Here is a 24,668-nt window from a genome sequence, read left to right on the forward strand (position 1 = left end):
AAGCCGTTGATCCGAAAGGGCTTCCCCTACCTTGCCCGAAAAAGAGGCAGGCGCGCGGGCGTCCTCAGGCTTGAGGAGGCGCCTGCGCCGCTTCGGGCGCAACATCGCCCCGGCGCGCTGCCTCGTCCTTCACGCTGAGCCACAGCCGCACGTCGAATTCGAGCTGCGCGTAGGCCGGCTCCATGTGGTGGCACAGCGCGTAGAAGGCCTTGTCGTGATCGAGCTCCTTCAGATGCGCGAGCTCGTGCACGACGATCATCCGCAGGAAATCCGCCGGCGCCTCGCGGAACAGCGTCGCGACGCGGATCTCGCGCCGCGTCTTGAGCCGGCTGCCCTGCACCGTCGTCTGCCGCGTGTGCGTGCCCAGCGCGTGCTGGATCACCTTGAGCTTGGCGTCGTAGCGGACCAGCGCGAGCGGCCCGGCGTTGCGCATGAAGCGCTGCTTCAGCTCCTGGGTGTAATCGAACAGCGCCTTGTCGCTGCGCACCTCGTGCGGCTCCGGGTACTTGCGCGTCAGCAGCGGGCCGAGCTCGCCCGCGTCCAGCAGCTGCTTCGCCTGCGCGACCAGCGCCGGCGAATATCCCTGCAGGTACTTCACGGATGGCTCGATTGAGCGGACTGCGCCGCCGGATAGTGCGCGCCGATCCAGCCCTCGAAGCGCTCGAACATCGCCTGCTCGGCCGCTTCGCCGCCATCGCCGTTGTCGGCCAGCAGCTCGGCGCCGTGCACCACCCGCACCCGCGCGTCCAGCGGCGGGCCGTCGTCGGTGCGCTCGCCGCGGCGCTCCGACGCCTCGAGCGTGTCGCGCGCCTTGGCCCAGGCCTGCTCGACGGTCTCGTCGCAGACCTCGGCCAGGTAGCGTGCCGAGAAGCCCTCGCCGGTCAGCCGGCGCAGCGTCTGGTCGTGCGACAGGCTGTTGCCCGGCGCCCAGTAGGCCTGGGCCAGCGCCGGCCCGATCGCGGGGTTGTCGGTCAGGTAGCCGTCACGGCGCAGGAAGAACGCGCGCGTCTGGTAGACCGCCATGTGCGCCAGCAGGTAGCCCTGGTACGAGGCCGCCGACTCCTGGTTCAGCAGATGCGGGATCGCCAGGAGGGGCCGCGGCGCCCGCTCGACGCCCAGGATGCGGCGCTCCATCGCGCGCGCCAGCGCGAGCACCGCCTCGGGCGTGCGCTCCGCATCGGACATCGCGTACAGCGCGGCCTCGAAGTACGGCACCACCGCGATGGCGCGCTCGTCGAAGGCACGCATCGGCTGCGCGGCCGCGATGCGGTCGTGGATCAGCTCGTCCGGGATCGCGTGGCCGTCGGCGCCGCGCGCATAGCGCTTGAGCCAGTCCGCGTCGCCCAGCAGGCTGTCGCAGAACATCGATTGGGTCTCGGCATAGGCCATCGAGGTCGGCGCGAACTCCTGCGAGAAGCAGGGCGAGTTCTGCGTCACGTTGGCGAAGTGCGCCGCATGGCCGCCTTCGTGGAACAGCGTGTTGATCGCGCGGGCGCCGCTGCCGACCTGGTCGGGCTTGGCCTCGGCGGTGAAGTTGATCTCGCCGGCATGCCAGCGGCCCTGGTCGTCGAACCAGGTCGGCAGCGGGCCGTGGCAGAAGCCGTTCTGGTACTTGCCGGGCCGCTGCAGCAGGTCCAGTTGCATCGTCGCGCCGCGGTACTGGATGCCGAGCCGGCGGAAGCTGCGCACCCAGCGCCGCAGCGCCGGGCCGAAGGGCATGTACGGATCCATGCGGCGGGTGACGTCGCCGGCGCTGTGGAAGCGCAGGTTCCAGGGCTCGAGCGCCGAGGCGCCGTGCCGGGCCGCCAGCGCGTCGTGCGCGCGGCGCTGCGCGGCCTCGGTGCGGGCGACGAAGTCGTCGAGGATCTCGAACAGGCCGGCCTTGGACATGCGCTCGTTCTTGCGCAGCTTCATCTCGAAGTAGTCCGGGAAGCCCAGCGCCCGCGCCAGCCGGTTGCGCAGCGACACGATCTCCAGGAAGCCGTTCTCCAGCACCCAGCGCTCCACCGCGTGCAGCGCGTCGTAGGAGCTGCGGCGGCGCGATTCGTCCGGGTTGGTCGCGAGGTTGGTCGACAGCATCGTCAGCGTCGCGGCCTCGGTCTCGCCGCGGTCGTTGACGTGGACCGGCGCGAAGTCCTTGCGCCTGGCGAAGAGGAGGCGCTCGGCCTCGATCAGCTCGGCCATCAGGCGCCGGCCCTCGTCGTTGTCGACGATGTTGGCCTCGAACACGCCCAGCCAGCCGCGCAGGCCGTGGGCCAGCGCGTCGCCCGCCGCGGAGGCCGGCGCGGCCTGGACGGCCTTCAGCTGCGCGCGGGTGGCGGCGAGCTTGTCCGGGTCGGAGATGAAGGCCTTGTAGGCGGTCTCGGCGCGGCCGAAGCCCTCATGGTCGTCGCTGGTGGCCATGTAGGTGGCCCAGAACAGGTCCTCCTTGCGCTTGTGCACCGTGACGTAGTCGCGGTTGAGCTGATCGAAGAAGGCCTGGGCGGCCTGGACGGCCGCAGGGGCGGCGGCGGCGCCGGAGATCGAGGTGTCGGGCATCGGGCGAGCTTAGCGCACAGGCATCATGGCGCCCATGGATCACCCCGCCGCCATTCCGGGCGCCCCTTCCGCCGAGCCCACCCCCGAGCCCACCCATGTGGTGGAACTCCAGCCCCAGGGCTGGCGATTCGACGCGCCCGAAAGCCAGACCCTGCTGCTGGCGGCGCTCGACCATGGGCTGCGACTGCCGCATTCGTGCCGCAACGGCACCTGCCGGGCGTGCATCGCGAAGCTGGTGTCGGGGAGCATCGACTATCGGATTGAATGGCCGGGGCTGTCACGAGAAGAGAAGGAAGAAGGCTGGATCCTTCCCTGCGTCGCCTGCGCCCGCTCCGACCTGGTACTCGACCAGCCGCAGACGATCAACCTCTTCGACCCATGACACCCTCGCCCCAGCGGGGAGAGGGAGGGGAGAGGGGGCTCGTGCCACGGCGCTGCTGCCCCTTCGAAGCACCCCCTCTCCCCTGCCCTCTCCCCCCACGCGGGGGGCGAGGGAGTTTTCGTGCCGGGGGCGTCGCCCTTTCGCGGGGCGCGTCTCGCACCATGGCGAGGCAAAAATCCGACATCGGCCCCCGCGCTCGGGCCTTCCGCGCCGTAGTTCACAGCCCACCCCGCATTTCCCTCGATCAAGCGCCACGTGATCGAGGCAGCATCGCGGACGTTGAACTCACGGGACGGCATCGACGCGATGGCGCCCCGTTCGCAGAAAAAGGATGTCGAGATGCTGAACTTGAATCGTTGGCGGCTTCGCAGCCGCGTGCTGGCCGGCTTCGCGCTGGTGATCGTGCTGATGGCCGTGGCCTCGGCCGTGGGCGTGGTGCGGGTCTCGATGCTGCACCAGCGCATCGAACGCCTGGTCGAGGTCGACATGCACACGCTGGAGCTGTCGCGCCAGTGGGCCGGCCTGACCGAGGGCAACATCCAGCGCCGCATCGTGCAGCTCGTCGTCGACGACGAGAACTTCGTCAACGCCTTCACCGCCCGTTCCAAGGAGCTCTCGGCGCGCATCGACAAGATCCAGAAGGAACTCGACGAGAGCGTCACCGAGAAGGAAGGCAACCGCCTGATCGACGAGATCGGCGCGGCCCGCAAGAAGTACCAGGACGCCCGCGAGGCGGTGGTCAAGGAGAAGAAGGCCGGCAACGACGTCAAGCCGCTGGCCGCGTCGCAGTTGATCCCGGCGATGAACGACTACCTGGCCTCGATCGACCGCTTCGCCGAGCACAACCGCGACCTGCTGCAGGCCGCGCGCAAGGAGGCCCAGTCCGAGGCCGAGAGCACCCGTGACCTGGTCATCGGCCTGATGGTAGTGGCGATCGCGCTGGGCGTGGGCATCGCGCTGGTGATCACGCGCTCGGTCACCGAGCCGCTGGCCCAGGCCCAGTCGCTGAGCCAGTCCATCGCCGAGGGCGACCTGAGCCGCCGCGCCGACGATGTCGTGGGCACCGACGAGGTCGCCGCGCTGCGCCGCTCGCTGCAGGAGATGCAGCGCCGGCTGGCCGACACGATCTCCGGCGTGCGCTCGGCGGCGGACCAGGTCCGCCATGCCTCCACCGAGATCGCCACCGGCAACGCCGACCTGTCCAACCGCACCGAGCAGGCCGCCAGCAGCCTCGAGGAGACCGGCGCCGCGATGGCCCAGCTCAGCGACGGCGTGCGGCTCAACGCCGAGTCCGCGCGCGAGGCCGACACGCTGGCGCAGACCGCGTCGCAGGTCGCCGGCCGCGGCGGCCACATGGTCGAGCAGGTGGTCGCGACGATGAACGAGATCCAGCAGTCGTCCAACAAGATCGCCGACATCATCGGCGTCATCGACGGCATCGCCTTCCAGACCAACATCCTCGCCCTGAACGCCGCCGTGGAGGCGGCCCGCGCCGGCGAGCAGGGCCGGGGCTTCGCGGTGGTGGCCGGCGAGGTGCGCTCGCTGGCCCAGCGCAGCGCCGAGGCGGCCAAGGAGATCAAGACGCTGATCTCGGCCTCGGTCGAACGGGTCGACGGCGGCTCGCGCCTGGTCGGCGAGACCGGCAGCACCATGCGCGAGATCGTCGACAGCGTCGAGCGCGTGACCCGCATCATTGGCGAGATCTCGGCCTCCAGCGCCTCGCAGTCGCTGACGCTCGGAGAGATCGGCCAGGCGGTGCGCCAGCTCGACCAGATGACGCAGCAGAACGCCGCGCTGGTCGAGGAATCGGCCGCGGCGGCCGAGTCGCTCAAGGACCAGTCGGCCCAGCTGGTGGAAGCCGTCGCCAGCTTCAAGCTGAACTGAGCGGCTGACCCGCCTGACCCGTCTGACGCCCGGCGCCGCTCCCGGCGTCAGCCGCAGGACGCCGCCGGGCGGGCCGACACGTCCACCTCCACCGTCAGTTCGTCCTGAACGGCGAGCAGGCCGCCCAGGATGGACAACGGCGCGATGCCGAAATCGCTCTGACGCAGGACGAGCGCGCCCTGCGCGCGCAGCGCCGCCTCCCCCATCGGACGGGCCACCCGCACTGGCACGTCGAACTCCCGGGCCTGGCCGTGCCAGCGCACCGCCAGCTTCACCGCCAGCACCGGAAACGCGCCCGCGACCGCCGTGCCGCGCATCGAGATCGCCGGGAAGCGCTCCCCATCGACCGTCCTGAGCAGGTTCGCGCGCGTCCCGGCGATGTCCGACGCGGACGGCACGCTGGCGAACTCCGGACCCAGCGCGGCGCGCCATTCGGGCTTGTCGATCGCGAGGTCCTCGAGCCGGAAACCCAGTTCCAGCCCCGCGCCGGCGACACCGTCGGCGGGCACGAAGACCTGGCCTTCGAGGCGCTCGACGCCCAGCACGTGGTTGTGCCCGGCCCTGGCCAGCCGGCCGGCCCGGAAGACATGGATCCGGACCTGCGAGGCGGCCGCGTCGACGCGGTAGAGCCGCCCGTCCCCGCGCTGCTGCGCGGCGAGCCAGCCGGGACAGGCGGACGCTGCTTCTCCATTCGCACCGGTCTGCGCGGCCGTGGCGCCAGGGGCCGCCGAGGCGGCCGAGGGCGGCGAGGCGGCCGAGGGCGGCGAAACAGACGGCGCCCCAGGCGGCAGTGCGGGCGGCGCGCTGCCGCATCCGGCCAGCGCCAGCATGATCGCGCCCAGGGCGGGGACGGCCGCCCGGCCGCTCGCCGAGCGCTTCTGGAGGCCGATCACGCGTCGGGAAGGCACCTCGCTTGCCCGCGTCAACACTTGCATAAGGGTGTATCCGGAGTGGTGAGACCTGCATTCTGAACGGCACAAAGAGGCTGGTCGCACTAGCATTGCGACATTCACGACCGACCTTCCGCACGGAGACCGCCATGGCACGCCAAGCCACCGACCTGATGGCGCAGTACGCCGCCTATCACCGCGACCGCCGCAACATCGCCACGCATTTCGTCGGCATTCCGCTGATCGTCTTCGCCGTCGGCGTGCTGCTGGCGCGAGCGCAGTTCCATGTGGCCGACTGGACGGTCTCGGCCGCCTGGCTGGTCTGGGGCGGGGCGACGATCTGGTATCTCACGCGCGGCAACTTCGTGCTGGGGCTGTCCACCGCGCTGGTCAACGCGGTGCTGATGGCGCTGGCGCACCCGCTGGCGGCCGGCTCCTTCGGCGGATGGCTGGCCTGGGGCCTGGGCAGCTTCCTGGCCGGCTGGGTGATCCAGTTCGTGGGCCACTACTACGAGGGCCGCAAGCCGGCGTTCGTCGACGACCTGATCGGGCTGCTGGTCGGTCCGATGTTCGTGGTTGGCGAGGCCCTGTTCGCGATGGGCTGGGGCCGCGACCTGCTGGCCGAGATCGAACGCCGCGCCGGTCCCACCCATCTGCGCGATCTCACGCATCCCGCCTGATCCCCCGGGTCGCGGCGGCCTTGCCCCCTGATGGGGGTCGGGTCTTGCGGGGGCTTGCGGCGCGCCGCCAACGCGCTTATCTTGGACGTCCGAGTTCCGTCAGATGTCGCCAGGAGGCCCCATGAAACCGGTGTCCGAACTGCTGAAGAATCGCGGCCCGAGCGTCTGGCGCGTCGCGCCGGAGGCAACGGTGTTCGATGCGCTGCATCTGCTGGCGCAGCACGATGTCGGCGCCCTGCTGGTGATGGAAGGGGATCGCCTGCTGGGCATCTTCTCGGAGCGCGACTACACGCGGAAGATCGCGCTGCAGGGGCGCGATTCGCGGCACACGCAGGTCAAGGAAGTCATGACGCCGAACGTGTTCGTCGTGAAGCCCAGCACCGACTGCCGCGAGTGCATGAGCCTGATGAGCCAGCGCAAGATCCGCCACCTCCCGGTGGTCGAGGGCTCGACGGTCGTGGGGATGCTCTCCATCCGCGACCTGATGGACAACATCATCGCGGACGACGAACTGACGATCGCGCAGCTGCAGAGCTACATCTACGGGTAAGAACTCCCTCGCCCCCCGCGAGGGGGGAGAGGGCAGGGGAGAGGGGGGTGCTTCGAAGGGCAGCAGCGCTGTGGCACGAGCCCCCTCTCCCCTCCCTCTCCCCGCAGGGGCGAGGGGGTAATGCCGGCGGGCGCGCTTCTTACATCCCTCGCCCGCTTGCAGGAGAGGGTAAGGGTGAGGGCCAGCGGCCGCCGCAGTCCTCCACCCTGCCCACTCTCGCAAGCGCGCGAGCGAAGGCCGTCCGTCAGGGCTGCCAGAACTGGAACGCCTCGGCCGCGCCGCCTTTCGGCGCGCGCGGCTTGGGCGGCTTGTCCGACTTCACCGGCGTGCCCAGCGCGATCCATCCCAGCAGCGTCTCGCCCGGCTCGCAGAACGCGGCGACCAATCCCGGGTCGCGCGCCTTCGCGCCGCTGAGCATCTTTCCCCCGAACCCCAGCGCATGCGCCGCGTTCAGGAAGTTCGTCAGCGCCCCGCCGACGCAGGCCCATTGCTCCTGCTCCGGCACCTGCGGCTGATCCGCCGTGATCCTCGCCACCACCGCCACCGTCACCGGCGGCCGCAGCGCGCGTTCCTCGTCGATCGCGATGCCGTCCGCGTCCTTGCCGGCGCGGCGAGCCGCCTGCGCATACAGCGCCGCCATCGCCTGGCGCGCGTCCCCGCTCACGACCTTGAAGCGGAACGGCACCAGCCCCGCGTGATCCGGCGCATGCAGCGCCGCCTCCACCATCTGCCGCAGTTGATCCTCGTCGGGCGCCGGCTCCGCCAGGTGCTTGGGCCCCACGGACACCCGCGACAACAGCAGCTTCAACCCTTCCTCGTTCATCGCGGACTCCTCATCGATTCAGCCGCCTCCGCGCCGCGTAGGAGCAGGCGTCGACCAGCATCACCAGCGCCAGCATCGCCAGCAGCACCGTGCAAGTCTCTCGCATCTGGAACAGGCTCAGATGCAGCGTCAGCATCTGCCCCAGCCCGCCCGCGCCCACGACGCCCAGCACCGTCGCCGCGCGGATGTTGTTCTCCCACCGATACAGCGTGTAGCTCAGCAGCTGTGGCGCCGCCTGCGGCAGCGTCGCGAACGCGAACACCTGCCAGCGCGCCGCGCCCGCCCAGCGCAGCGCCTGGGCGGTCTGCGGCGGCGCGTTCTCGAGCGCCTCGGCCATCAGCCGCCCCAGCACGCCGGCCGTGTGCAGCGCCAGCGCCAGCGTGCCGGGCATCGGCCCCAGTCCCGCCGCCACCAGCAGGATCGAGGCCCACACCAGCTCCGGCACGCTGCGCAGCGCGTTGAGCAGCAGCCGCGACGCCCATCGCAGCGCGCCTGGCGGACGGCTGGCCAGCAACGCGATCGCCAGCCCCGCGACCGCCGCCAGCCCGCTGCCCAGCGCCGACATCGCCAGCGTTTCCAGCGCCCCCTGCCCGACGCGGGCGAGGAAGGCCGGCGCCCACTGCGGCGGGAAGAATTCCGCGAGGAAGCGTCCCATCTGCGCGAGCGCCTCCCAGCCCAGCAGCTCGCCCCAGCGCAGCGGCAGCGACACGAAGCTCGCCACGCCGAGCGCCAGCAGGCCCGCGAGCAGGGCCCGCACGCCCCAGCGCGCCGGCGGACGGCCGGGCGGCTGCTGCGGCTCGGCGCCCTGCCCCGCCTCGCGCGCGGGCCGCAGCCAGGCGCTGATGCGATCCGCCAGCGCCACCAGCGCGATGAAGATCAGCAGGATGGTGGCGACCTCGGATCCCGCGAACATCTTGGTCGCGTTGTCCAGTTGCTGACCCAGGCCGCCCGCGCCGACGAAGCCCAGCACCACCGACGAGCGGATCGCGCATTCCCAGCGGTAGACGGTGTAGCTGACCAGCTCGTCGGCGCAGCCCGGCAGCGTGCCGAACAGCAGCGCCTGCAGCCGGCCCGCGCCGTCGCGCAGCAGCGCCTGCGTGGGCGCGGCGTCGGCGCTTTCGAGGATCTCGGCGTAGACCTTGCCCAGCATGCCGCCATAGGACAGCGCGATGGCCAGCACGCCCGCGCCCGGTCCCAGGCCGACCACGCGCACCAGCATCAGCGCCCAGACCAGCTCCGGCACCGAACGCAGCACGACCAGCACCAGACGCACGGCCCAGCGCAAGGCGGCCGGCGCCGCGCCCATGCGGCCGGCCAGCGCCGACACCGACAGCCGCGCCGTCGCCAGCAGCGCCAGCGGCACGGCGATGACCCAGGCGAGCGCCAGGCCCGCCGTCGCCATCGCCACGGTGCGCCAGGTATCGGCGGCGAGCATCGTCAGGAACTCGAGATCCATGCGCGGCGTCAGGAACTGCGCCGCGAAGCGCGAGGTCGCGCGCAGGCTGCGCGCATCCAGCAGCTCCCAGGGACGGAACTCGCACCACACGAGCAGCGGCCACAGCAGCGCCAGCACCGCCGCGGCGAGACCCAGCCGGCGCAGGCCGGCGGGATCGCGCCGCCAGGGCTCGATGGCCAGCGCGCTCATCGGCACATCGCCTGCGGCGGCGCGGCCGGCTGCGGCGCGCCATCGCCTGGCGGCGGCGATTCATTCAGGAGGTCGGCGTAGATCTCGTCCAACGCACGAGCCCCGAGCGCCTGCGGCGGACCGTCGTAGACCAGCCGGCCCTCGCGCAGCGCAATCACGCGCGGGAACGCGCGGCAGGCCAGATCGACCTGATGCAGGCTGCAGACCAGCGTGTGACCCTGCATCCGCGCCGCGTCCTGCAGCACCGCGAGCACGCGCTGCGCGCGCTGCGGGTCCAGCGCCGACAGCGGCTCATCGGCGAGCCACAGTCCCGCCTTGGACACCAGCAGCCGCGCGATCGCGACGCGCTGCCGCTCGCCGCCGGAGAGCTGATCCACCCGCGACCAGAGCCGGCTTCCGAGCTCCAGCCGCTCGAGCGCCTCGAACGCGAGCCGCGCCTGCGCCGCGCTGGGGCTCAGCAGCATGCGCAGGCTCTCGGCCATGGACGCGCCGGGCAGCCGCCCCGCCAGCACGGCGGTCGCGACGCGCTGACGCGGCGGCAGGGGCGGATGCTGCGGCGCCAGCATCAACGCGCGCCGCAGCCCATGGCGCTCGCGCGAGGACAGCGTCCAGGCCTCGCGCCCGGCCAGCCGCAGCGTGCCCGCGGCGGGACGCAGCGCCAGCGCGAGCGCATGCAGCAGCGAGGTCTTGCCGGCGCCCGAGGCGCCGATCAACGCGACCTGTTCACCGGTCTCGATCCTGAGCGACAGCGGCTCGACCAGCGTGCGCGCGCCGGCCCGCAGGTGCAGGCCGTCCAACTCCAGCAAGGGCATCGGGACGGGCTCAGTTCACTTCAGCAGGCCGGCGTTCTCGGCGGCGGCCTTGATGCCGGCGTAGTTCTCCGGCTGGGTCGGCACGAACTTCGTCGCGCGCTGCAGCTCCAGGATCTCCTTGCCTTCCGGCGTCGACGGGTTCAGCTTCAGGAACGCGGCCTTGAGCTTCTCCTTCATCGCCGCGGGCAGGTCGGCGTGCACGCTCCAGTTGTAGTCGTAGTAGGCCGGCGTCGTGAAGAACACCTTCACCTCGCTGGTGTCGACCTTCTTCTCGGCCACCAGCTTCTCCCACACGGAGATGTTCAGCGCGCCCGCGTCGACCTTGCCCGAGGCCACGGCCGCGACCGTCGCATCGTGCGCGCCGGAGAAGGACACGCGCTTGAGGTCCGACTCGGGGTTGATCTTCGCGGCCAGCAGGAAGGAGCGCGGCATCAGGTGGCCGGAGGTCGACGAGGCCGAGCCGAAGCTCAGCGTCCTGCCCTTGAGGTCCTCGAGCTTGCGGATGCCGGACTTGGCATCGGTGATGAAGACGGAGCGGAACTTCTCGTCCTCCTCGCGCTGGACCAGCGGCACGATCCTGCCGCCCGAGCGCACGTTGGCCTGCACGAACGTGAAGCCGCCAAACCAGGCCAGCTCGACCTTCTTGTTGACGACGGCCTCGACGGCCGCGGCGTAGTCGGTGACGGGCGTCCACTCGACCTTCACGCCGAGTTCCTTCTCCAGGTATTTGCCCAGCGGCGCGAACTTGCGCGCGAGCTCGGTCGGCGACTCATCGGGGATGGCGGTCACGCGCAGGACCTGCGGCGCGGTCTGCGCCCGCGCGGCGCCCACGGCGCTCATGGTGCCAGCGGCGATCAGCGTGGCGGCGACGATCCCATGCAGCGCACGGCTGACATGCTGGAAGACGTTGGACATCGGAAGGCTCCGGTGAGGAAGGAAGCGTGGAACGGGAAGGACGAAAAGCAAGGGCGGAGAGACATGGGAGTCGAACCCACCCGACGGCGCGTGGCGCCATCCACCGGATTTGAAGTCCGGCCGATCCACCAGGATCGTTGTCTCTCCAGTGATCGTGGCCTGTTCATGCGGCCCGGGCGGCGTCGCCGTCCGCGTCGTCGATGAACAGGCGGCAGTCGGTGCGCAGCTTGTGCGCGTCCCCGACGCGGCGCAGCAGGCCCACCTTGTCGAAGAACTCCAGCACCTGGATCGCGCGCTTGCGGCCCAGGCCGCTGCGGTCGCGGAAATCCGCGGCCCGGAGATCGCCCGAGGCGGCGGATTCTCGCGCGGTCCGGGCCAGGGCTTCGATAGCCGGGGGCGCATAGTAGAGGTCCTTCACGACCTGGAACAGCTCGCCGCGCTGCGACAGCCGCGCCAGCGTCGTGCGCACCAGGGCTTCAGGCTCACCGGCCGAGCGGGCCAGGTCGCGCGCCCAGGCGCCCTCGAAGCCGGCAGCCAGCAGCGCCGGCATCAGCTTCTGCGCCAGGCGCTCGTCCAGCGCCGACAGCTGCGCGCCATGCGCGGGCAGATGCGCCGCCGCGCCGGTGATCTTGACGCGGCCCGCCTCGGCCATCCGCCGCACCAGCGCGCGCCACAGCGGCTCGGCCATGCGCGGCGCGGCAAGGCGGCGCCATCGCGCCAGGTCGGGGCCGAGCTCATCCGGCCACTCCTGGTGGTAGCGCTGCAGGCGTTCCAGCGCGGTGTACTGCCACTGCGCCGCGCGCGCCGCGCCCAGCGCCCAGTCCGGGCCGTCGGCGCCGGGCACCACGGCGATGGCCGAGCCCGCCGCGCCGGCATCGGCCAGGCCGCCTGCCTCCTCGACCAGCGCGGCGCGCGCGTTCATCGCCACGCCCTGCCCCGCCGCGAAGCGCGCCAGGTCGACTCCCATCGGCGCCTGGTCCAGCAGCCCCGCCAGCCGCAGCGCCGGCGTCGGCGCCGTCAGGGCGACCAGTTCGGCGAGCCGCTGCGCGGTGCGCCGGTAGCGCGCTGGCGCCTGCGGATCGAGCACCGTGCCGCCGGCCAGCGCGCGCGTCGCCGAGGCATCGCGCAGCACGACGCGATCGCCGGCCCACGCGCCGATGCGGCGATGCAGCACCAGCTGGACGAGGGCCTCGGCGCCCGGCTCGAGCGCGTCGAGCGCGCTGCTGCCGTCCAGGGCGCCCAGCACCGCGATGGCGCCGGTCACCTGCTCCGCGCCGAGATGCACGTGCACCGCGGTGCCACTGCGCAGCGCCTTGGCTTCCTCGGGCCACAGGCGCAAGCGCGCATCCAAGCGCTCGGTCCACTGCGCCACGTCCGGCGCGGCCAGCCATTGGCCGCGCTCGACCTCGTCCTTCTCGAGACCGGCCAGGCCGATGGCCACGCGTTGTCCCGCCGACGCCCGCTCGGCGGCGGCGTTCTGCGCGTGCAGGCTGCGCACGCGGCCGCGACGGGGCGCCTGGCCGGGCGCGGGTGGCAACAGCAGCAGCTCGTCGCCGATCGCGACCTCGCCCGCATGCGCGGTGCCGGTGCAGACGGTGCCCACGCCCGCGAGGCTGAAGACCCGATCGACCGCGAGGCGGAAGCCCTGCCCCGCCACCACGCGCGGCGGCAGCGCCCGCGCCTGGGCGAGCAGGTGATCGCGAAGCTCGCGCACGCCCTCGCCCGTCGGCGCGGCGACCTCGAAGACCGGCGCGCCGTCGAGTGGCGTGCCCGCGACCAGCGCGCGGATGTCTTCATGACGACGCGCGCGCGTGGCGGCATCGGCGCGATCGCACTTGGTCAGCGCCACCGTGCCGCGCGCGATGCCCAGCAGGGACAGCAGCGCCAGATGCTCGCGCGTCTGCGGCATCACGCCGTCGTCGGCGGCGACCAGCAGCAGCGCGTGGTCGATGCCGGTCGCGCCGGACAGCATGGTGTGCACCAGCCGCTCGTGGCCAGGCACGTCCACGAAGCCGATGCGCGCGGAGGCGGCGCCCTCGCGCGGCTCCGCCTCCGCGTCGGCGGTCTGGGCCGCGTCGAGATAGGCATAGCCCAGCGCGATGCTGATGCCGCGCCGCTTCTCCTCGGGCAGGCGATCGGTGTCGACGCCGGTCAGCGCCTTCACCAGCGTCGTCTTGCCATGGTCGATGTGGCCGGCGGTTCCGACGATCACGCGAGCCTCTCCTTCAGCTGCGCGAGCTGCTCGACGAACTCGGCCTCCTCGCGCGCCTCGTCGAGGCAGCGCAGGTCCATCCAGAGTTCATCGGCCTGCACGCGCGCGATGACCGGCAGCGGCAGCGCGCGCAGCGCCGTCATCAGCTCGTCCAGCGCCCGCCCGATGCCGCGCTTGCCGGGCAGACGCGGCGTCAGCACCAGCCCCGCCGACGGCAGCGTCTCCACCGGCAGCGAGCCCGACCCGATCTGCCCGCGCATCGCGCTCACGCGCACCGCGAAACGCGGCGCGACGGCGTCCTCGACGCGCGCCAGCAGCCGCTCGGCCTGCGCCTCGATCTGGTCGACCGGCCGCGTCAACAGCCGCAGCGTCGGCAGGTCCCGCGTCAGCCGGTCGGGCTGCAGGTACAGGCGCAGCGTCGCTTCCAGCGCCGCCAGCGGCAGCTTGGACAGCCGCAGCGCGCGCTTCATCGGGAACTTGCGGATGCGCTGCACCAGGTCCTTGCGGCCGACGATCAAGCCGGCCTGCGGCCCGCCCAGCAGCTTGTCGCCGCTGAAGGTCACGACATCGCAGCCATCGGCCAGCATCGCCTGCGGCAGCGGCTCGGCCGGCAGCCCCCATTGCGCGAGGTCCACCAGCGAGCCGCTGCCCAGGTCCGTCATCAGCGGCACGCCGGCGGCCTTGGCGATCGGCGCCAGCTCAGCCTCGCTCACCGCCGAGGTGAACCCCTGGATCGCGTAGTTGCTGGTGTGGACCTTCAGCAGCAGCGCGGTGTCGGGACCGATCGCGGACTGGTAGTCGCGCGCATGGGTGCGGTTGGTGGTGCCGACCTCGACCAGCCGCGCGCCGGCCGCCGCCATCACGTCGGGCATGCGGAAGGCGCCGCCGATCTCGACCAGCTCGCCGCGCGACACGATCGCCTCCTTGCCGCCGGCCAGCGCGGCGATGCCCAGCAGCACCGCGGCGGCGTTGTTGTTGACCACCGTCGCGGCCTCGGCGCCGGTGATCTCGCGCAGCAGGTCCTCGACCAGGCTGTCGCGATCGCCGCGCTCGCCGCGCGCGAGGTCGAACTCCAGGTTGTTGGGCGAGGCCATGCAGGCCAGCACATGCTTGAGCGCCTCATCGGCCAGCAGCGCGCGGCCGAGGTTGGTGTGCAGCACCGTGCCGGTCAGGTTGATCACGCGGCGCATGCGCGGCGCCAGGCGCTCGGCGCATCGCCGATCGAGCTCGGCCGGCAGGCGCTGCAGCTCCCACGCGGCGAGCGAGCCGTCCAGGGCGCGCTGACGCCATTCCTCGAGCAGCCGGCGCGCCTGCGCCGCGACGAAGGCATGGCCGTGACGCGCCATCAGGTGCGTGACCGCCGCGTCGCGCAGCAGCCGGTCGACGGAGGGCAGATCCTTGGGGGCGGCGGGAGCCGGTGGAGGGACCGGGGAGCCTGCCGTCGGACCATGAACCATGGATGCCTCGGGCTTCATGCTCAGCGTCCTCCGGGATCGGGCGGGGACGCGGCGGCGGCGGCGCCGGGCGGGCCGCTGTCGCGCGCGGCCTCGGGCTCGCCGAGGATCAGCAACGGATTGAAGCCCTGCCGCACCAGGCCCAGTTCGCCGACCAGCAGATCCAGCGTCAGCGTGGCGAGGTCGTCGGCCAGCGGCTCGACCTGCAGGTCCTTCTCCATGTGGACCTGCTTGAGGTAGTGGCCGCAGCTCTCGCAGCATTCGGCCGCGACCGCTTCGGCCTTCTTCCCGTCGGCGTCGACCAGGTTCTGGAAGCTGATGCCCTTGGTGCCCTGGCAGTGCGTGCACTTGATGCGCACGTAATGCCATTGCGCGCCGCACAGCGAGCAGGCGAGGAAGCGCTGCCCGGACTGCTCCGCCGCGATGCGCGTGATCGAGGCCACCGGCCGCGAGCCGCAGCACGGACACACCGTCGGGTCGTCGATCATGCCGAAGGGCGGCACGTTCTCGCCCTGGTCGCTGCGGTCGTAGCGCTGCTGCAGCTGCGTCACCAGCCGCGTCCAGTGGACCTGCAGCGCGGCGGCGATCAGCGGCGCCGCCGCCGGATCGAGGCCCGGCGCCCCGCCGGCCAGCAAGGCGCCAGCCTGCTGCTCGAGCCAGGCATCGTCCGCGCCGCCGAGCTGCGCCACCAGCGCCCGCGCCGGCTCCGGGATCGCGGCCCGGCCGATCGTGCCCAGCAGCGCGCGCAGCTCCTCGCGCCAGACCGCCTCGCGCGGATGGCGCAGCGCGTCGACCGGCGGCAGCCCGCCCACCATCGCGCTGGCGACCGCGGTCTCGTCGGGCAGTTTCAGCGCGCGCGGCTGTTTCAGCAGCTCATGCTGGGCCTGCGCCAGTTCGGCGGCGAACAGCAGGTAGTCCCGCATCGCATGGCCGCCGGCGAGCTGCCGCAGCCGCAGCGCCCGCTCGGCGAAGAGGCCGGGCTCGGGCAGCCGCACCGGCGCGGCGCGCGCGCCGGCATTGACCGCGATCTCCTCCGGGCTCATCACCCGGACCGGATGGACGGCGGGATCGGCGCCGCCCTGGGTGACGCCGGGGCTGGTGCTGGTGCTGGTGCCGGTGCTGGAAAAGCTCGACGTCATGCGCGGGGACGCTCCTTCACTTCCTTGTGCCACAGCGGGTGATGGTGCGCGGCCCAGGTGTCGGTCACCGTACCACGGGTCATCGCCCGGAACGAGCCCTTGACCCAGATCGCGGCGTAGACATGGATGATGATCGTCAGGATCAGGATCGCCGCCGCCGCCGCGTGCAACAGGACCGCGACACGCCGCATCAGGATGTTCCCGTCGGGGAACCAGGCGTGCCAGAACATGAAGCCGGTCACCAGCAGGATCAGCAGCGACACGATCATGATCCAGAACACGATCTTCTGGCCGGCGTTGTACTTGTGCGCCGGCTGCGTGCCCTCCTTGTGGCCGCCGAAGATCATGTCGCCGCTCTGGCGCATCCATTGCCGGTCGGCATCGGTCCAGAGGTTGTCCCGCCACATCTGCGCCGCCAGGAAGGCGAACGCGACCACCATGCCCAGCCCCATGTAGGGGTGCAGGACGCGCGCCCACGGCCCGCCGCCGAACAGGTGGCTCAGGAAGAACAGGCTCGGGTGGAAGAAGGCCAGGCCCGAGAGCCCGGCGCACAGGAACAGCAGCACGACGAGCCAGTGGTTGAGCCGCTGGCCGTCGCGATAGCGTTGCAGCAACATGTCGATCTCCCGGTGGATCAGAGACCGCCGCCGGCGGGCGGCACGGACGCGTCGCGCGGCGGCTCGCCGTGCTTCGCGCGCTCGTAGGCCAGTTCCTCGTCGGGGTCCGGCTCGTCATGCGCGGTCTTCTGCGGCCCGACCTTCATGTAATGGAAGAAGCCCGCGACCGCCGCGCCGATCATGGCCGCCACCGCCAGCGGCTTGGCCGCCCCCTTCCACAGCGCGACCAGCGGACTGATATGCGGATCCTTGGGCAGGCCGTGATAGAGCTCGGGCTGGTCGGCGTGCTGCAGCACGTACATCACGTGCGTGCCGCCCACGCCCTGCGGGTCGTAGACGCCGGCGTTCTGGAAGCCGCGCTCCTTCAGGTCGACGATGCGCTCGGCGGCGAATTCATGCATGTCCTCCTTCGAGCCGAAACGGATCGCGCCGGTCGGACAGGCCTTCACGCAGGCCGGCTCCAGCCCCACGCCGACGCGGTCCGAGCACAGGCTGCACTTGTAGGCCTTGTGGTCGGCCTTGCTGATGCGCGGCACGTCGAACGGGCAGCCCGTCACGCAGTTGCCGCAGCCGATGCAGTGCTCGGAGATGAAGTCGACGATGCCGTTCTGGTACTTCACGATCGCGCCCGGCGCCGGACAGCTCTTGAGGCAGCCCGGATCGTCGCAATGCATGCAGCCGTCCTTGCGGATCAGCCATTCGAGCTTGTTCTCGACGACCTCCACCTCGGAGAAGCGCATCACCGTCCACGACTGCGGCGTCAGGTCGCGCGGGTTGTCGTAGGTGCCGTGGGTCTCGCCGACCTCGTCACGCAGGTCGTTCCACTGCATGCAGGCGACCTGGCAGGCCTTGCAGCCGATGCACGAGGACACATCGATCAGCTTGGCCACCTCCTCCACGTGCCGGCGCGCGTCCGGACTGGGCAGCGTGGTGGCGGAGCGCTTGGCGATGTCGAGGGATTGCAATGAAGACATGGCAGCTCCTCAAGCCTTCTCGATGTTGACGGTGAAGCTCTTGAACTCCGGCGTCTGGGTGTTCGCGTCGCCCACGAAGGGGGTCAGCGTGTTCACCAGGAAGCCGGGCTTGGCCACGCCGACGAAGCCCCAGTGGTTGGGCAGGCCCACCGTGTGGACCCGCTTGCCGCCGACATCCAGCGACGCCACCCGCTTGGTCACCACCGCCACGGCCTTGATGTAGCCGCGGTTGGAACTGACCTTCACCTGATCGCCATTGGCGATGCCCTTCTCCTTCGCGAGTTCCTCGCCGATCTCCACGAACTGCTGCGGCTGGATCACGGCGCTGGTGCGCACGTTCTTGGTCCAGTAATGGAAGTGCTCGGTGAGCCGGTAGCTCGTCGCCACGTAGGGGAACTTGTCCGGCTTGCCGAACTGCTCCCGGTCGCCCTTGAAGACCCGGCCGGCGGGGTTGTTCATCGCCTTGGGGTTGTCCGGGTGCATCGGATTGACCGTCAGCGGCGACTCGAAGGGCTCGTAATGCTCCGGCAGCGGACCATCCACCATGCCGCTGGGCGCGAACAGCCGCGCCACGCCCTCGGCGGTCATGATGAAGGGCCGCACCGCGTCCTCGTCGTTGGGATTGGCGTCCGGACGGATGTCCGGCACGTCCGAGCCGCCCCACTTGTCGGTGAAGCTCACCAGCCGCCGCTTCGGATTCCACGGCTTGCCGGTCGGATCGCAGGAGGCCGCGTTGTAGAGCACGCGCCGGTTGGCCGGCCAGGCCCAGGCCCAGTTCAGCGTCTGGCCGATGCCCCACGGATCGCTGTTGTCGCGCCGCGCCATCTGGTTGCCGGCCTGCGTCCAGGCGCCGGCGTAGATCCAGCAGCCGCTGGCGGTGCTGCCGTCATCGCGCAGCAGGCCGAAGCCCGAGAGCTGCTCGCCCGCCTTGGCCAGGACCTTCGTCGCATCCTTGGGATCGGTGACGTCGGCCAGCGCCTTGCCGTTGTATTCCATCGCCAGCTCCTCGGCCGAGGGGCTGCTGGGAATCTTGTACGGCCAGGTCAGGTTGAGGATGGGATCCGGGAAGGCGCCGCCGTCCTTCTGGTACGCGGCGCGCAGGCGCAGGAAGATCTCCGCGATGATCTCGGCGTCGCCCTTGGCTTCGCCCGGGGGCTCGGCGCCCTTCCAGTGCCACTGCAGCCAGCGGCCCGAGTTGGTCAGCGAGCCGTCCTCCTCCGCGAAGCAGGTGCTCGGGAAGCGGAACACCACCGTCTGGATGTCCTCGCTCTTCACGTCGTTGTGCTCGCCATGGTTCTTCCAGAACTCGGCGGTCTCGGTGTTGAGCGGGTCGATGATCGCGAGGAACTTCAGCTTCGAGAGGCTCTCGACCACCTTCTTCTTGTTGGGGAAACTGCCCACCGGGTTGAAGCCCTGGCAGATGTAGCCGTTGACCTTGCCCTGATGCATCAGCTCGAAGGCCTGCAGCACGTCGTAGCCCTTGTCCCACTTGGGCAGGTAGTGGAAGGCCCAGTCGTTCTCCTTGGTCGCGGCCTTGCCCCACCACGACTTCTGCTGGCTGACGAAGAACTTCGGATAGTTCTGCCAGAAGCTCATCTGGTTGGGCCGCAGCGGCTTGAGCGCCTTGGTCTTGTAATAGGTCTCGAGATCCTGCTCCGAGTCCTTGGGCAGCGTCATGTAGCCGGTCAGCGAGGTCGACAGCAGCCCCAGGTCGGTCAGGCCCTGGATGTTGCTGTGGCCGCGCAGCGCGTTCATGCCGCCGCCCGGCAGCCCGATGTTGCCCAGCAGCAGCTGCATCAGCGCGCCGGTGCGGATGATCTGCGAGCCCTGGCTGTGCTGCGTCCACCCCAGCGCGTACATCACCGTCATCACCTTGCCGGGGACCGAGGTCGCGGCGATCTGCTTGCAGATCTCCAGGAACCTGTCCTTGGGCGTGCCGCAGATCTCGCTGACCTTCTCCGGCGTGTAGCGCGCGTAGTGCTGCTTCATGACGTTGAGCACGCAGCGCGGATGCGCCATCGTCATGTCGACCTTGGCGAAGCCCTTCTCATCCATCTCGTAGGCCCACGACGCGTTGTTGTACGCGCGCTTGGCCTCGTCATAGCCGGAGAAGAGCCCATCCTCGAACTTGTAGCCCTCATTGATGAGGAAGGGCGCGTTCGTGTAATGGCGGACGTATTCCTTCTGGATCTTGTCGTTGCTCAGCAGGTAGTTGATGACCCCGCCCAGGAAGGCGATGTCGGAACCCGCGCGGATCGGCGCGTAGTAATCGCTCATCGCCGCCGACCGCGTGAAGCGCGGATCGACCACGATCAGCCGGGCCTTGTTGTGATGCTTGGCCTCGATCACCCACTTGAAACCGCAGGGATGCGCCTCGGCGGCATTGCCGCCCATGATCAGCACCAGATCGGCGTTCTTGATGTCCACCCAGTGGTTGGTCATCGCACCGCGGCCGAACGTCGGGGCCAGACTGGCCACCGTCGGTCCGTGTCAAACGCGGGCCTGGTTGTCGAACGCCAGCATCCCCGTCGAACGCATCGCCTTGTGGGTGATGTAGCCCGACTCGTTCGAGGACGCGGAAGCGCAGATCATGCCGGTCGAGAGCCAACGGTTCACGGTCTTGCCGTCCCCGTTGGTCGCGATGAAATTGGCATCGCGATCCGCCTTCAGCAACTTGACGAAACGATCCATCGCCTCGTCCCAGCTGACACGCTTCCACTCCTTGGCACCCGCCTCCCGGATCTCCGGATACTTCAACCGGTTGGGGCTGTGCACGAAATCCAGCAGGCCCGCCCCCTTGGGACACAAGGTGCCGCGATTCACCGGATGATCCGGGTCGCCCTCGATATGAATGATGTCGGCGGTGACGTTCTTCGCCTTGTCCCCCAGCGAATACATGATGATCCCGCAGCCCACCGAACAGTAGGGACAGGTGTTGCGGGTCTCCGTCGCCCGGGCCAGCTTGAACTGCCGCGTCTCAGCCAACGCCGCAGTGGGAGAGAACCCCAGCGCGACAAGGCTCGAGCCCATCACGGCCGCCCCGCTCACCCGGAAGAAATGCCTCCGGTTCATGTCCATCTTGTGCCTCCTGGGTTCGGCACCACCGCCGACCTGGGTGAAACGCACGACCGTCACGCGGCCCGTCTCGGCATTTCGGCACAAAGGCAGCGCTTTGTCCAATAAGGAGTCACCCTCTGATGGAGGGCGGGAACGTGGGGCGCACAACCCCCTTCGGGCAGAGAACTGCGCGCACCGCCCCGCGAGCGGGTGCCCCTCTCCGCTCACAATCTTCCCTTCGGTCCAGGGTTCGCTCCGAGGGGCACCCGCTCGCGGGGCTCTCGTTGCACCGCAGCACGCCCCCGCGCACGCGGGTCTCGCTCGTCAGGGGGTCACGTGTTCTTCGAGACGGTGATCGTCGGGAACTTCGACGAGTAGTCCTTGGCCTGGCCAGCAAGCTTCACGGCAATCTTGCGAGCGATCTGCTTGTAGGCCTGCGCGTACGGACCGTCCGGCTCGGCCACCACCGTGGGCTTGCCGCTGTCAGCCTGCTCGCGGATCGACAGCGCCAGCGGGAGCGAGCCCAGCAACTCCTGTCCGTACTGGTCCGCCATGCGTTGGCCACCACCACTGCCGAAGATGTGCTCGGCATGGCCGCAGTTGCTGCAGATGTGGATGGCCATGTTCTCGACGATGCCCAAGATCGGCACGCCGACCTTCTCGAACATCTTCAGCCCCTTCTTCGCATCGATCAGCGCGATGTCCTGCGGCGTCGTCACGATCACCGACCCACTCACCGGCACGCGCTGCGATAGCGTCAGCTGGATGTCGCCCGTGCCCGGCGGCATGTCGATGACCAGGTAGTCCAGGTCGCGCCAGCGCGTCTGGCGCAGCAACTGCTCCAGCGCCTGCGTCGCCATCGGGCCGCGCCACACCATGGCCTGGTCGTCCTCGACCAGGAAGCCGATCGACATCAGCTGCAGGCCGTGCGACTCCAGCGGCTCCATCGTCTGGCCGTCGGTGCTTTCCGGCCGGCCGTGAATGCCCAGCATGAGCGGCAGGCTCGGGCCGTAGATGTCGGCATCGAGGAGACCGACCTTGGCGCCCTCGGCCGACAACGCCAGCGCCAGGTTGGCCGCCGTCGTGCTCTTGCCGACCCCGCCCTTGCCGGAGGCGACCGCGATGATGTTCTTCACGCCAGGCAGCAATTGGACGCCGCGTTGCACCGCATGGGCGACGATCTTCGAGCCGATGCCCACGCTGACGTTGCCCACGCCCGGCACCGTCCGCGCCGCCGCGACCAGCGCCGCCCGCAGCGCATCGACCTGGCTCGCGGCCGGATAGCCCAGCTCGACATCGAAGCTGACCGCATCGCCGTCCAGCTTCAGATTGCGCAATTGCTTCGTCGAGACGAAGTCGCGCCCCGTGTTGGGATCGACGACCTGTTGCAGGGCCTGGAGCAGCTGGACTTCTGGAATCTGGGACATGTGGAAAGGCGGCGAAGCGGGCCGAACGGCCCGGGAGTCGGAAGAAGGATGGCAGCGGCGGGATCACCGTGCAGCAGCGTCGCGCACGGGAGGCGGACGTTTCGCCGGGCAGTCTAGCCCAGCCAGAAAAACCGCCTGCCGGCGGGTCCAACGTCCACACCGCACGCCACCAACCGAAGCAAGGGAGAGCCGCCATCTAGAACGAGTCAGTGGCGAGCGCAGGTCCACCAATGAAGGCCATGGCTTGGCACCCGAGGGCGCGCCGAGCATCCAGCCCATGAAACTCAAGATCTGCGCGGCCCTCTTGCGGTTGATGCGCCCCGTCGCCAACCTCCTTCATCGCCTTTGGGCCCGGCCTTCTCCCCGCAGGGCCTGGGTCAGCCAGGCGGTCATCGCGCCACCCAGGCGGCCGGTCCCGCGCATCGTCTGGAGTTACTGGCACTGCAAGGATCTACCGCCCGTCGTCGCGGCCTGCGTTGCCAACTGGCGGCGCCACGCCCCGGGCTACACCGTTCGCATGCTGCATCGCGACACGGCGCTGGCGGAGCTCGGCGGTCAACCGCTGGCGCAGGCTTTCGATACGTGGCCGGCTTATCGGCAGGCAGACTGGCTGCGGGTGGCGCTGGTGGGCCGATACGGCGGCCTGTGGCTGGACGCCAGCCTGTTCCTGACGCGCTCGCCGGAGTGGCTGCTGGCGCTGGCCACCCGCAAACGGGGATTCGCAGGCTTCCATCTGCGCGGCGGGGATCCGTTGGCGGATGGACCAGGCGCCTGGCCCTACCTGGAGAACTGGTGCTTCGCCGCCCCGCCACACGACCGGTTCGTGCTCGCCTGGGAGGCGGAACTGCGCTGGGCCATGTCGCTCGGCGAAGCAACGTATCTCGCTCGACTGGGCAACGCGCGGGATGAACTGCTGGCAGGCATCGACGGGCCGCACTACCTCGTGATGCACGTGGCGGCGCGCGTCGTGCTGCGACGCGACGGTCCGTTCAATCTCCATCTGCTGCCGGCGGAGGATTCAGCCTACTTCTACCAGTCCCGCACCGGTTGGCGCCGTTGGCGCTTGATGCTCGCCCTGCTGGGATGGGGACGCCGCACGGACACGCCGCTGGTGAAGCTCCGCGGCGCGGAGCGCAAGCGGCTCGACATGCAGTGCGCGCATGAACCTCCGCTCCCGCAGAGCCTTGTGGCGACCGAGTTGCCAGAACTCATGGCGCGACCGCGGACTTGAATCCCTGTCCGGCGCGAGATTCACATCACGCCAGAATGAAAAAAGGCCGCAGCGTCTGCTGCAGCCTTTTCGGTCGCGTCCTGATTCGATTCACTGTCGTGCTCGATATCGGCGCGTATTTGGTGGGCCCTGAAGGATTCGAACCTTCGACCAACGGATTAAGAGTCCGCTGCTCTACCAACTGAGCTAAGAGCCCGAAATTCGTTTCGTTCCGCGTCACCAACGGTGAATCTCGCGAAGCCGAGATTATGTCAGATATTCAGTCCTCTCGGAACCGAATCCCCTCTGACATCGTTCCGTCATCCGTGAATCGCACGCCCGTGGCGAGAGTTTCACTGTGACGATCCGACAAGGATCGGTTGGTGGGCCCTGTAGGATTCGAACCTACGACCAACGGATTAAGAGTCCGCTGCTCTACCAACTGAGCTAAGAGCCCCCGAGAAATACCATCTGAAGCAAATGGTGGGTCGTGCAGGATTCGAACCTGCGACCAACGGATTAAAAGTCCGCTGCTCTACCGACTGAGCTAACGACCCGAAGCCGTGCTTCAAGCAGTGAAGGCCGGGCTACCCCGACCTCCCCTACTGCGCTTTGAGGTTGTTGCCCCTCAGCAGAGCCACAGATTATAGGACGGTTTTTTGCGCTCGTGCAAGTGCCTTCAAATATCGCTTCACGAGTTCCGCCGCCGCGACCATGCCGAAGCCGGCAGTGACCGCCACGCTTGAGCCATAGCCATGGCAATTGAGGTTGGCATCGAGGTCACAGGCCTGGACGCCCTCGGGCCGCGTCACCGGCTCGCGCGAGAAGACGCAGGTCACGTCCATGTCGCCCTGCCGCGGCGCCGCATGGAACTTGCGCAGCCGCTGGCGCAGATTGGCGAGCAGCGGATCATGCGTGGTCGCGGAGAGATCCAGGATTTCGACGTCCTGCGGCCGATGCTTGCCGCCCGCGGCGCCAATGCAGATCTGCGGCAGCTTGAGCGCCCTCGCCCAGGCCGCGATCTGCGCCTTGGCCCGCACCTGGTCGCAGGCGTCGACGATGCCGTCCACCTGCACGTCGCCCAGCAGCGCCGGCCAGTTGGTGTCGTCGACGAAGTCCTCGATGGTGAGGACCTCGCAGCCGGGATGGATGTCGGCGATGCGCCGCTTCAGCGCCTCCGCCTTGGCCATGCCCAGCGTGCTGCCGAGCGCCTGCACCTGGCGGTTGATGTTGGATTCGGCGACGTGATCGAGATCGATCAGCACCAGCCGCGCCACGCCCATGCGCGCCAGCGCTTCCACCACCCAGGAGCCCACGCCGCCGAGTCCGACGACGCAGAAGCGCGCCGCGCGCAGCCGCGCGTAGTCGCGCTCGCCATGCAGACGGCGCAGGCCGCCGAAACGGCGCTCCGCGTCCGCTTCGAGATCAAGGGGGCCGTGCCCGGTGTCCTGGGTCAAGA

The 24,668-nt window shown here is 69.9% G+C and carries 20 protein-coding genes and 4 tRNA genes; 5 read left to right on the plus strand and 19 right to left on the minus strand.

The window, feature by feature from the left end:
* Window positions 1–64 precede the first annotated feature (64 nt).
* Together ACEN96_RS21335 and ACEN96_RS21340 are read right to left on the minus strand one after the other, a co-directional pair.
* Window positions 65–598, minus strand: coding sequence for a YgjP-like metallopeptidase domain-containing protein (locus ACEN96_RS21335; RefSeq protein ID WP_495585055.1), 534 nt, complete (start codon window positions 596–598; stop codon window positions 65–67).
* Window positions 595–2,538 (minus strand): M3 family metallopeptidase, encoded by a 1,944-nt coding sequence (locus ACEN96_RS21340; protein ID WP_495585056.1) that lies wholly within the window; start codon window positions 2,536–2,538, stop codon window positions 595–597. Before ACEN96_RS21340 ends, ACEN96_RS21335 begins: the two co-directional genes overlap by 4 nt.
* Before the next feature lie 34 nt (window positions 2,539–2,572).
* On the opposite strand from ACEN96_RS21340, the gene ACEN96_RS21345 reads away from it, so the two are divergent.
* A complete protein-coding gene (locus ACEN96_RS21345; RefSeq protein ID WP_495585057.1) occupies window positions 2,573–2,920 on the plus strand; it encodes a 2Fe-2S iron-sulfur cluster-binding protein in 348 nt (115 codons plus the stop codon).
* A 339-nt stretch (window positions 2,921–3,259) separates the two neighbouring features.
* Window positions 3,260–4,804, plus strand: coding sequence for a methyl-accepting chemotaxis protein (locus ACEN96_RS21350; protein ID WP_495585058.1), 1,545 nt, complete (start codon window positions 3,260–3,262; stop codon window positions 4,802–4,804).
* A 47-nt stretch (window positions 4,805–4,851) separates the two neighbouring features.
* Here ACEN96_RS21350 and ACEN96_RS21355 read toward each other — a convergent pair whose 3' ends face one another.
* Window positions 4,852–5,739, minus strand: coding sequence for a YceI family protein (locus tag ACEN96_RS21355; protein WP_495585059.1), 888 nt, complete (start codon window positions 5,737–5,739; stop codon window positions 4,852–4,854).
* A gap of 104 nt (window positions 5,740–5,843) precedes the next feature.
* Between ACEN96_RS21355 and ACEN96_RS21360 the strand changes: the two genes are divergently transcribed.
* On the plus strand, window positions 5,844–6,374 hold the full coding sequence (locus ACEN96_RS21360) for an Mpo1 family 2-hydroxy fatty acid dioxygenase (protein ID WP_495585060.1): 531 nt from the start codon (window positions 5,844–5,846) through the stop codon (window positions 6,372–6,374).
* A gap of 121 nt (window positions 6,375–6,495) precedes the next feature.
* Window positions 6,496–6,924, plus strand: a complete 429-nt coding sequence (locus tag ACEN96_RS21365) for a CBS domain-containing protein (protein WP_495585061.1) — start codon at window positions 6,496–6,498, stop codon at window positions 6,922–6,924.
* A gap of 244 nt (window positions 6,925–7,168) precedes the next feature.
* Here the strand turns inward: ACEN96_RS21365 and ACEN96_RS21370 are convergent, their stop codons facing one another.
* The 12 genes from ACEN96_RS21370 to apbC form a co-directional block, all read right to left on the minus strand.
* Window positions 7,169–7,747, minus strand: a complete 579-nt coding sequence (locus ACEN96_RS21370) for a nitroreductase family protein (RefSeq protein ID WP_495585062.1) — start codon at window positions 7,745–7,747, stop codon at window positions 7,169–7,171.
* 10 nt (window positions 7,748–7,757) lie between these two features.
* A complete protein-coding gene (gene phnE, locus ACEN96_RS21375; RefSeq protein ID WP_495585063.1) occupies window positions 7,758–9,392 on the minus strand; it encodes a phosphonate ABC transporter, permease protein PhnE in 1,635 nt (544 codons plus the stop codon).
* Window positions 9,389–10,204: a phosphonate ABC transporter ATP-binding protein gene (locus ACEN96_RS21380; protein WP_495585064.1), complete on the minus strand. Its 816-nt coding sequence runs from the start codon at window positions 10,202–10,204 to the stop codon at window positions 9,389–9,391. The genes phnE and ACEN96_RS21380 overlap by 4 nt, the downstream gene beginning before the upstream one ends.
* 15 nt (window positions 10,205–10,219) lie before the next feature.
* Window positions 10,220–11,119, minus strand: coding sequence for a putative selenate ABC transporter substrate-binding protein (locus tag ACEN96_RS21385; protein WP_495585065.1), 900 nt, complete (start codon window positions 11,117–11,119; stop codon window positions 10,220–10,222).
* A 54-nt stretch (window positions 11,120–11,173) separates the two neighbouring features.
* Window positions 11,174–11,266: transfer RNA gene (locus ACEN96_RS21390), tRNA-Sec, on the minus strand.
* Window positions 11,267–11,282: 16 nt separating this feature from the next.
* Window positions 11,283–13,331: a selenocysteine-specific translation elongation factor gene (selB, locus tag ACEN96_RS21395; protein WP_495585066.1), complete on the minus strand. Its 2,049-nt coding sequence runs from the start codon at window positions 13,329–13,331 to the stop codon at window positions 11,283–11,285.
* Complete coding sequence (gene selA / locus ACEN96_RS21400) at window positions 13,328–14,788, minus strand: L-seryl-tRNA(Sec) selenium transferase (RefSeq protein ID WP_495585067.1); 1,461 nt, start codon at window positions 14,786–14,788, stop codon at window positions 13,328–13,330. The genes selB and selA overlap by 4 nt, the downstream gene beginning before the upstream one ends.
* A gap of 20 nt (window positions 14,789–14,808) precedes the next feature.
* Window positions 14,809–15,924, minus strand: coding sequence for a formate dehydrogenase accessory protein FdhE (gene fdhE, locus ACEN96_RS21405; protein ID WP_495585068.1), 1,116 nt, complete (start codon window positions 15,922–15,924; stop codon window positions 14,809–14,811).
* A complete protein-coding gene (locus tag ACEN96_RS21410; protein ID WP_495585069.1) occupies window positions 15,921–16,541 on the minus strand; it encodes a formate dehydrogenase subunit gamma in 621 nt (206 codons plus the stop codon). Before ACEN96_RS21410 ends, fdhE begins: the two co-directional genes overlap by 4 nt.
* Before the next feature lie 17 nt (window positions 16,542–16,558).
* Window positions 16,559–17,515 (minus strand): formate dehydrogenase subunit beta, encoded by a 957-nt coding sequence (gene fdxH / locus ACEN96_RS21415; RefSeq protein ID WP_495585070.1) that lies wholly within the window; start codon window positions 17,513–17,515, stop codon window positions 16,559–16,561.
* 9 nt (window positions 17,516–17,524) lie between these two features.
* On the minus strand, window positions 17,525–20,593 hold the full coding sequence (gene fdnG / locus ACEN96_RS21420) for a formate dehydrogenase-N subunit alpha (protein WP_495585071.1): 3,069 nt from the start codon (window positions 20,591–20,593) through the stop codon (window positions 17,525–17,527).
* A gap of 311 nt (window positions 20,594–20,904) precedes the next feature.
* Window positions 20,905–21,999, minus strand: a complete 1,095-nt coding sequence (gene apbC / locus ACEN96_RS21425) for an iron-sulfur cluster carrier protein ApbC (RefSeq protein WP_495585072.1) — start codon at window positions 21,997–21,999, stop codon at window positions 20,905–20,907.
* Between the two features lie 277 nt (window positions 22,000–22,276).
* Here apbC and ACEN96_RS21430 point away from each other — a divergent pair, with 277 nt between their 5' ends.
* Window positions 22,277–23,230, plus strand: a complete 954-nt coding sequence (locus ACEN96_RS21430) for a glycosyltransferase family 32 protein (protein ID WP_495585073.1) — start codon at window positions 22,277–22,279, stop codon at window positions 23,228–23,230.
* A gap of 120 nt (window positions 23,231–23,350) precedes the next feature.
* Here the strand turns inward: ACEN96_RS21430 and ACEN96_RS21435 are convergent.
* The 4 genes from ACEN96_RS21435 to ACEN96_RS21450 form a co-directional block, all read right to left on the minus strand.
* Window positions 23,351–23,426, minus strand: a tRNA-Lys gene (locus tag ACEN96_RS21435).
* 164 nt (window positions 23,427–23,590) lie between these two features.
* A tRNA-Lys gene (locus ACEN96_RS21440) sits at window positions 23,591–23,666 on the minus strand.
* A 24-nt stretch (window positions 23,667–23,690) separates the two neighbouring features.
* A tRNA-Lys gene (locus ACEN96_RS21445) sits at window positions 23,691–23,766 on the minus strand.
* A gap of 87 nt (window positions 23,767–23,853) precedes the next feature.
* Window positions 23,854–24,666 (minus strand): tRNA threonylcarbamoyladenosine dehydratase, encoded by an 813-nt coding sequence (locus ACEN96_RS21450; RefSeq protein ID WP_495585074.1) that lies wholly within the window; start codon window positions 24,664–24,666, stop codon window positions 23,854–23,856.
* Window positions 24,667–24,668 lie beyond the last annotated feature (2 nt).

It is taken from the genome of Roseateles sp. Mitsp63, from assembly GCF_059491535.1.

Bases quoted from the DNA above. Each gene is read 5' to 3' on its own strand.
- ACEN96_RS21350 (WP_495585058.1), top strand. From the start codon at position 3,260: ATGCTGAACTTGAATCGTTGGCGGCTTCGCAGCCGCGTGCTGGCCGGC.
- ACEN96_RS21345 (WP_495585057.1), top strand. From the start codon at position 2,573: ATGGATCACCCCGCCGCCATTCCGGGCGCCCCTTCCGCCGAGCCCACC.
- ACEN96_RS21430 (WP_495585073.1), top strand. From the start codon at position 22,277: ATGAAACTCAAGATCTGCGCGGCCCTCTTGCGGTTGATGCGCCCCGTC.
- ACEN96_RS21365 (WP_495585061.1), top strand. From the start codon at position 6,496: ATGAAACCGGTGTCCGAACTGCTGAAGAATCGCGGCCCGAGCGTCTGG.
- ACEN96_RS21360 (WP_495585060.1), top strand. From the start codon at position 5,844: ATGGCACGCCAAGCCACCGACCTGATGGCGCAGTACGCCGCCTATCAC.
- ACEN96_RS21380 (WP_495585064.1), bottom strand. From the start codon at position 10,204: ATGCCCTTGCTGGAGTTGGACGGCCTGCACCTGCGGGCCGGCGCGCGC.
- ACEN96_RS21340 (WP_495585056.1), bottom strand. From the start codon at position 2,538: ATGCCCGACACCTCGATCTCCGGCGCCGCCGCCGCCCCTGCGGCCGTC.
- fdxH (WP_495585070.1), bottom strand. From the start codon at position 17,515: ATGTCTTCATTGCAATCCCTCGACATCGCCAAGCGCTCCGCCACCACG.
- apbC (WP_495585072.1), bottom strand. From the start codon at position 21,999: ATGTCCCAGATTCCAGAAGTCCAGCTGCTCCAGGCCCTGCAACAGGTC.
- selA (WP_495585067.1), bottom strand. From the start codon at position 14,788: ATGGTTCATGGTCCGACGGCAGGCTCCCCGGTCCCTCCACCGGCTCCC.
- fdhE (WP_495585068.1), bottom strand. From the start codon at position 15,924: ATGACGTCGAGCTTTTCCAGCACCGGCACCAGCACCAGCACCAGCCCC.
- ACEN96_RS21410 (WP_495585069.1), bottom strand. From the start codon at position 16,541: ATGTTGCTGCAACGCTATCGCGACGGCCAGCGGCTCAACCACTGGCTC.
- ACEN96_RS21370 (WP_495585062.1), bottom strand. From the start codon at position 7,747: ATGAACGAGGAAGGGTTGAAGCTGCTGTTGTCGCGGGTGTCCGTGGGG.
- phnE (WP_495585063.1), bottom strand. From the start codon at position 9,392: ATGAGCGCGCTGGCCATCGAGCCCTGGCGGCGCGATCCCGCCGGCCTG.
- ACEN96_RS21385 (WP_495585065.1), bottom strand. From the start codon at position 11,119: ATGTCCAACGTCTTCCAGCATGTCAGCCGTGCGCTGCATGGGATCGTC.
- ACEN96_RS21355 (WP_495585059.1), bottom strand. From the start codon at position 5,739: ATGCAAGTGTTGACGCGGGCAAGCGAGGTGCCTTCCCGACGCGTGATC.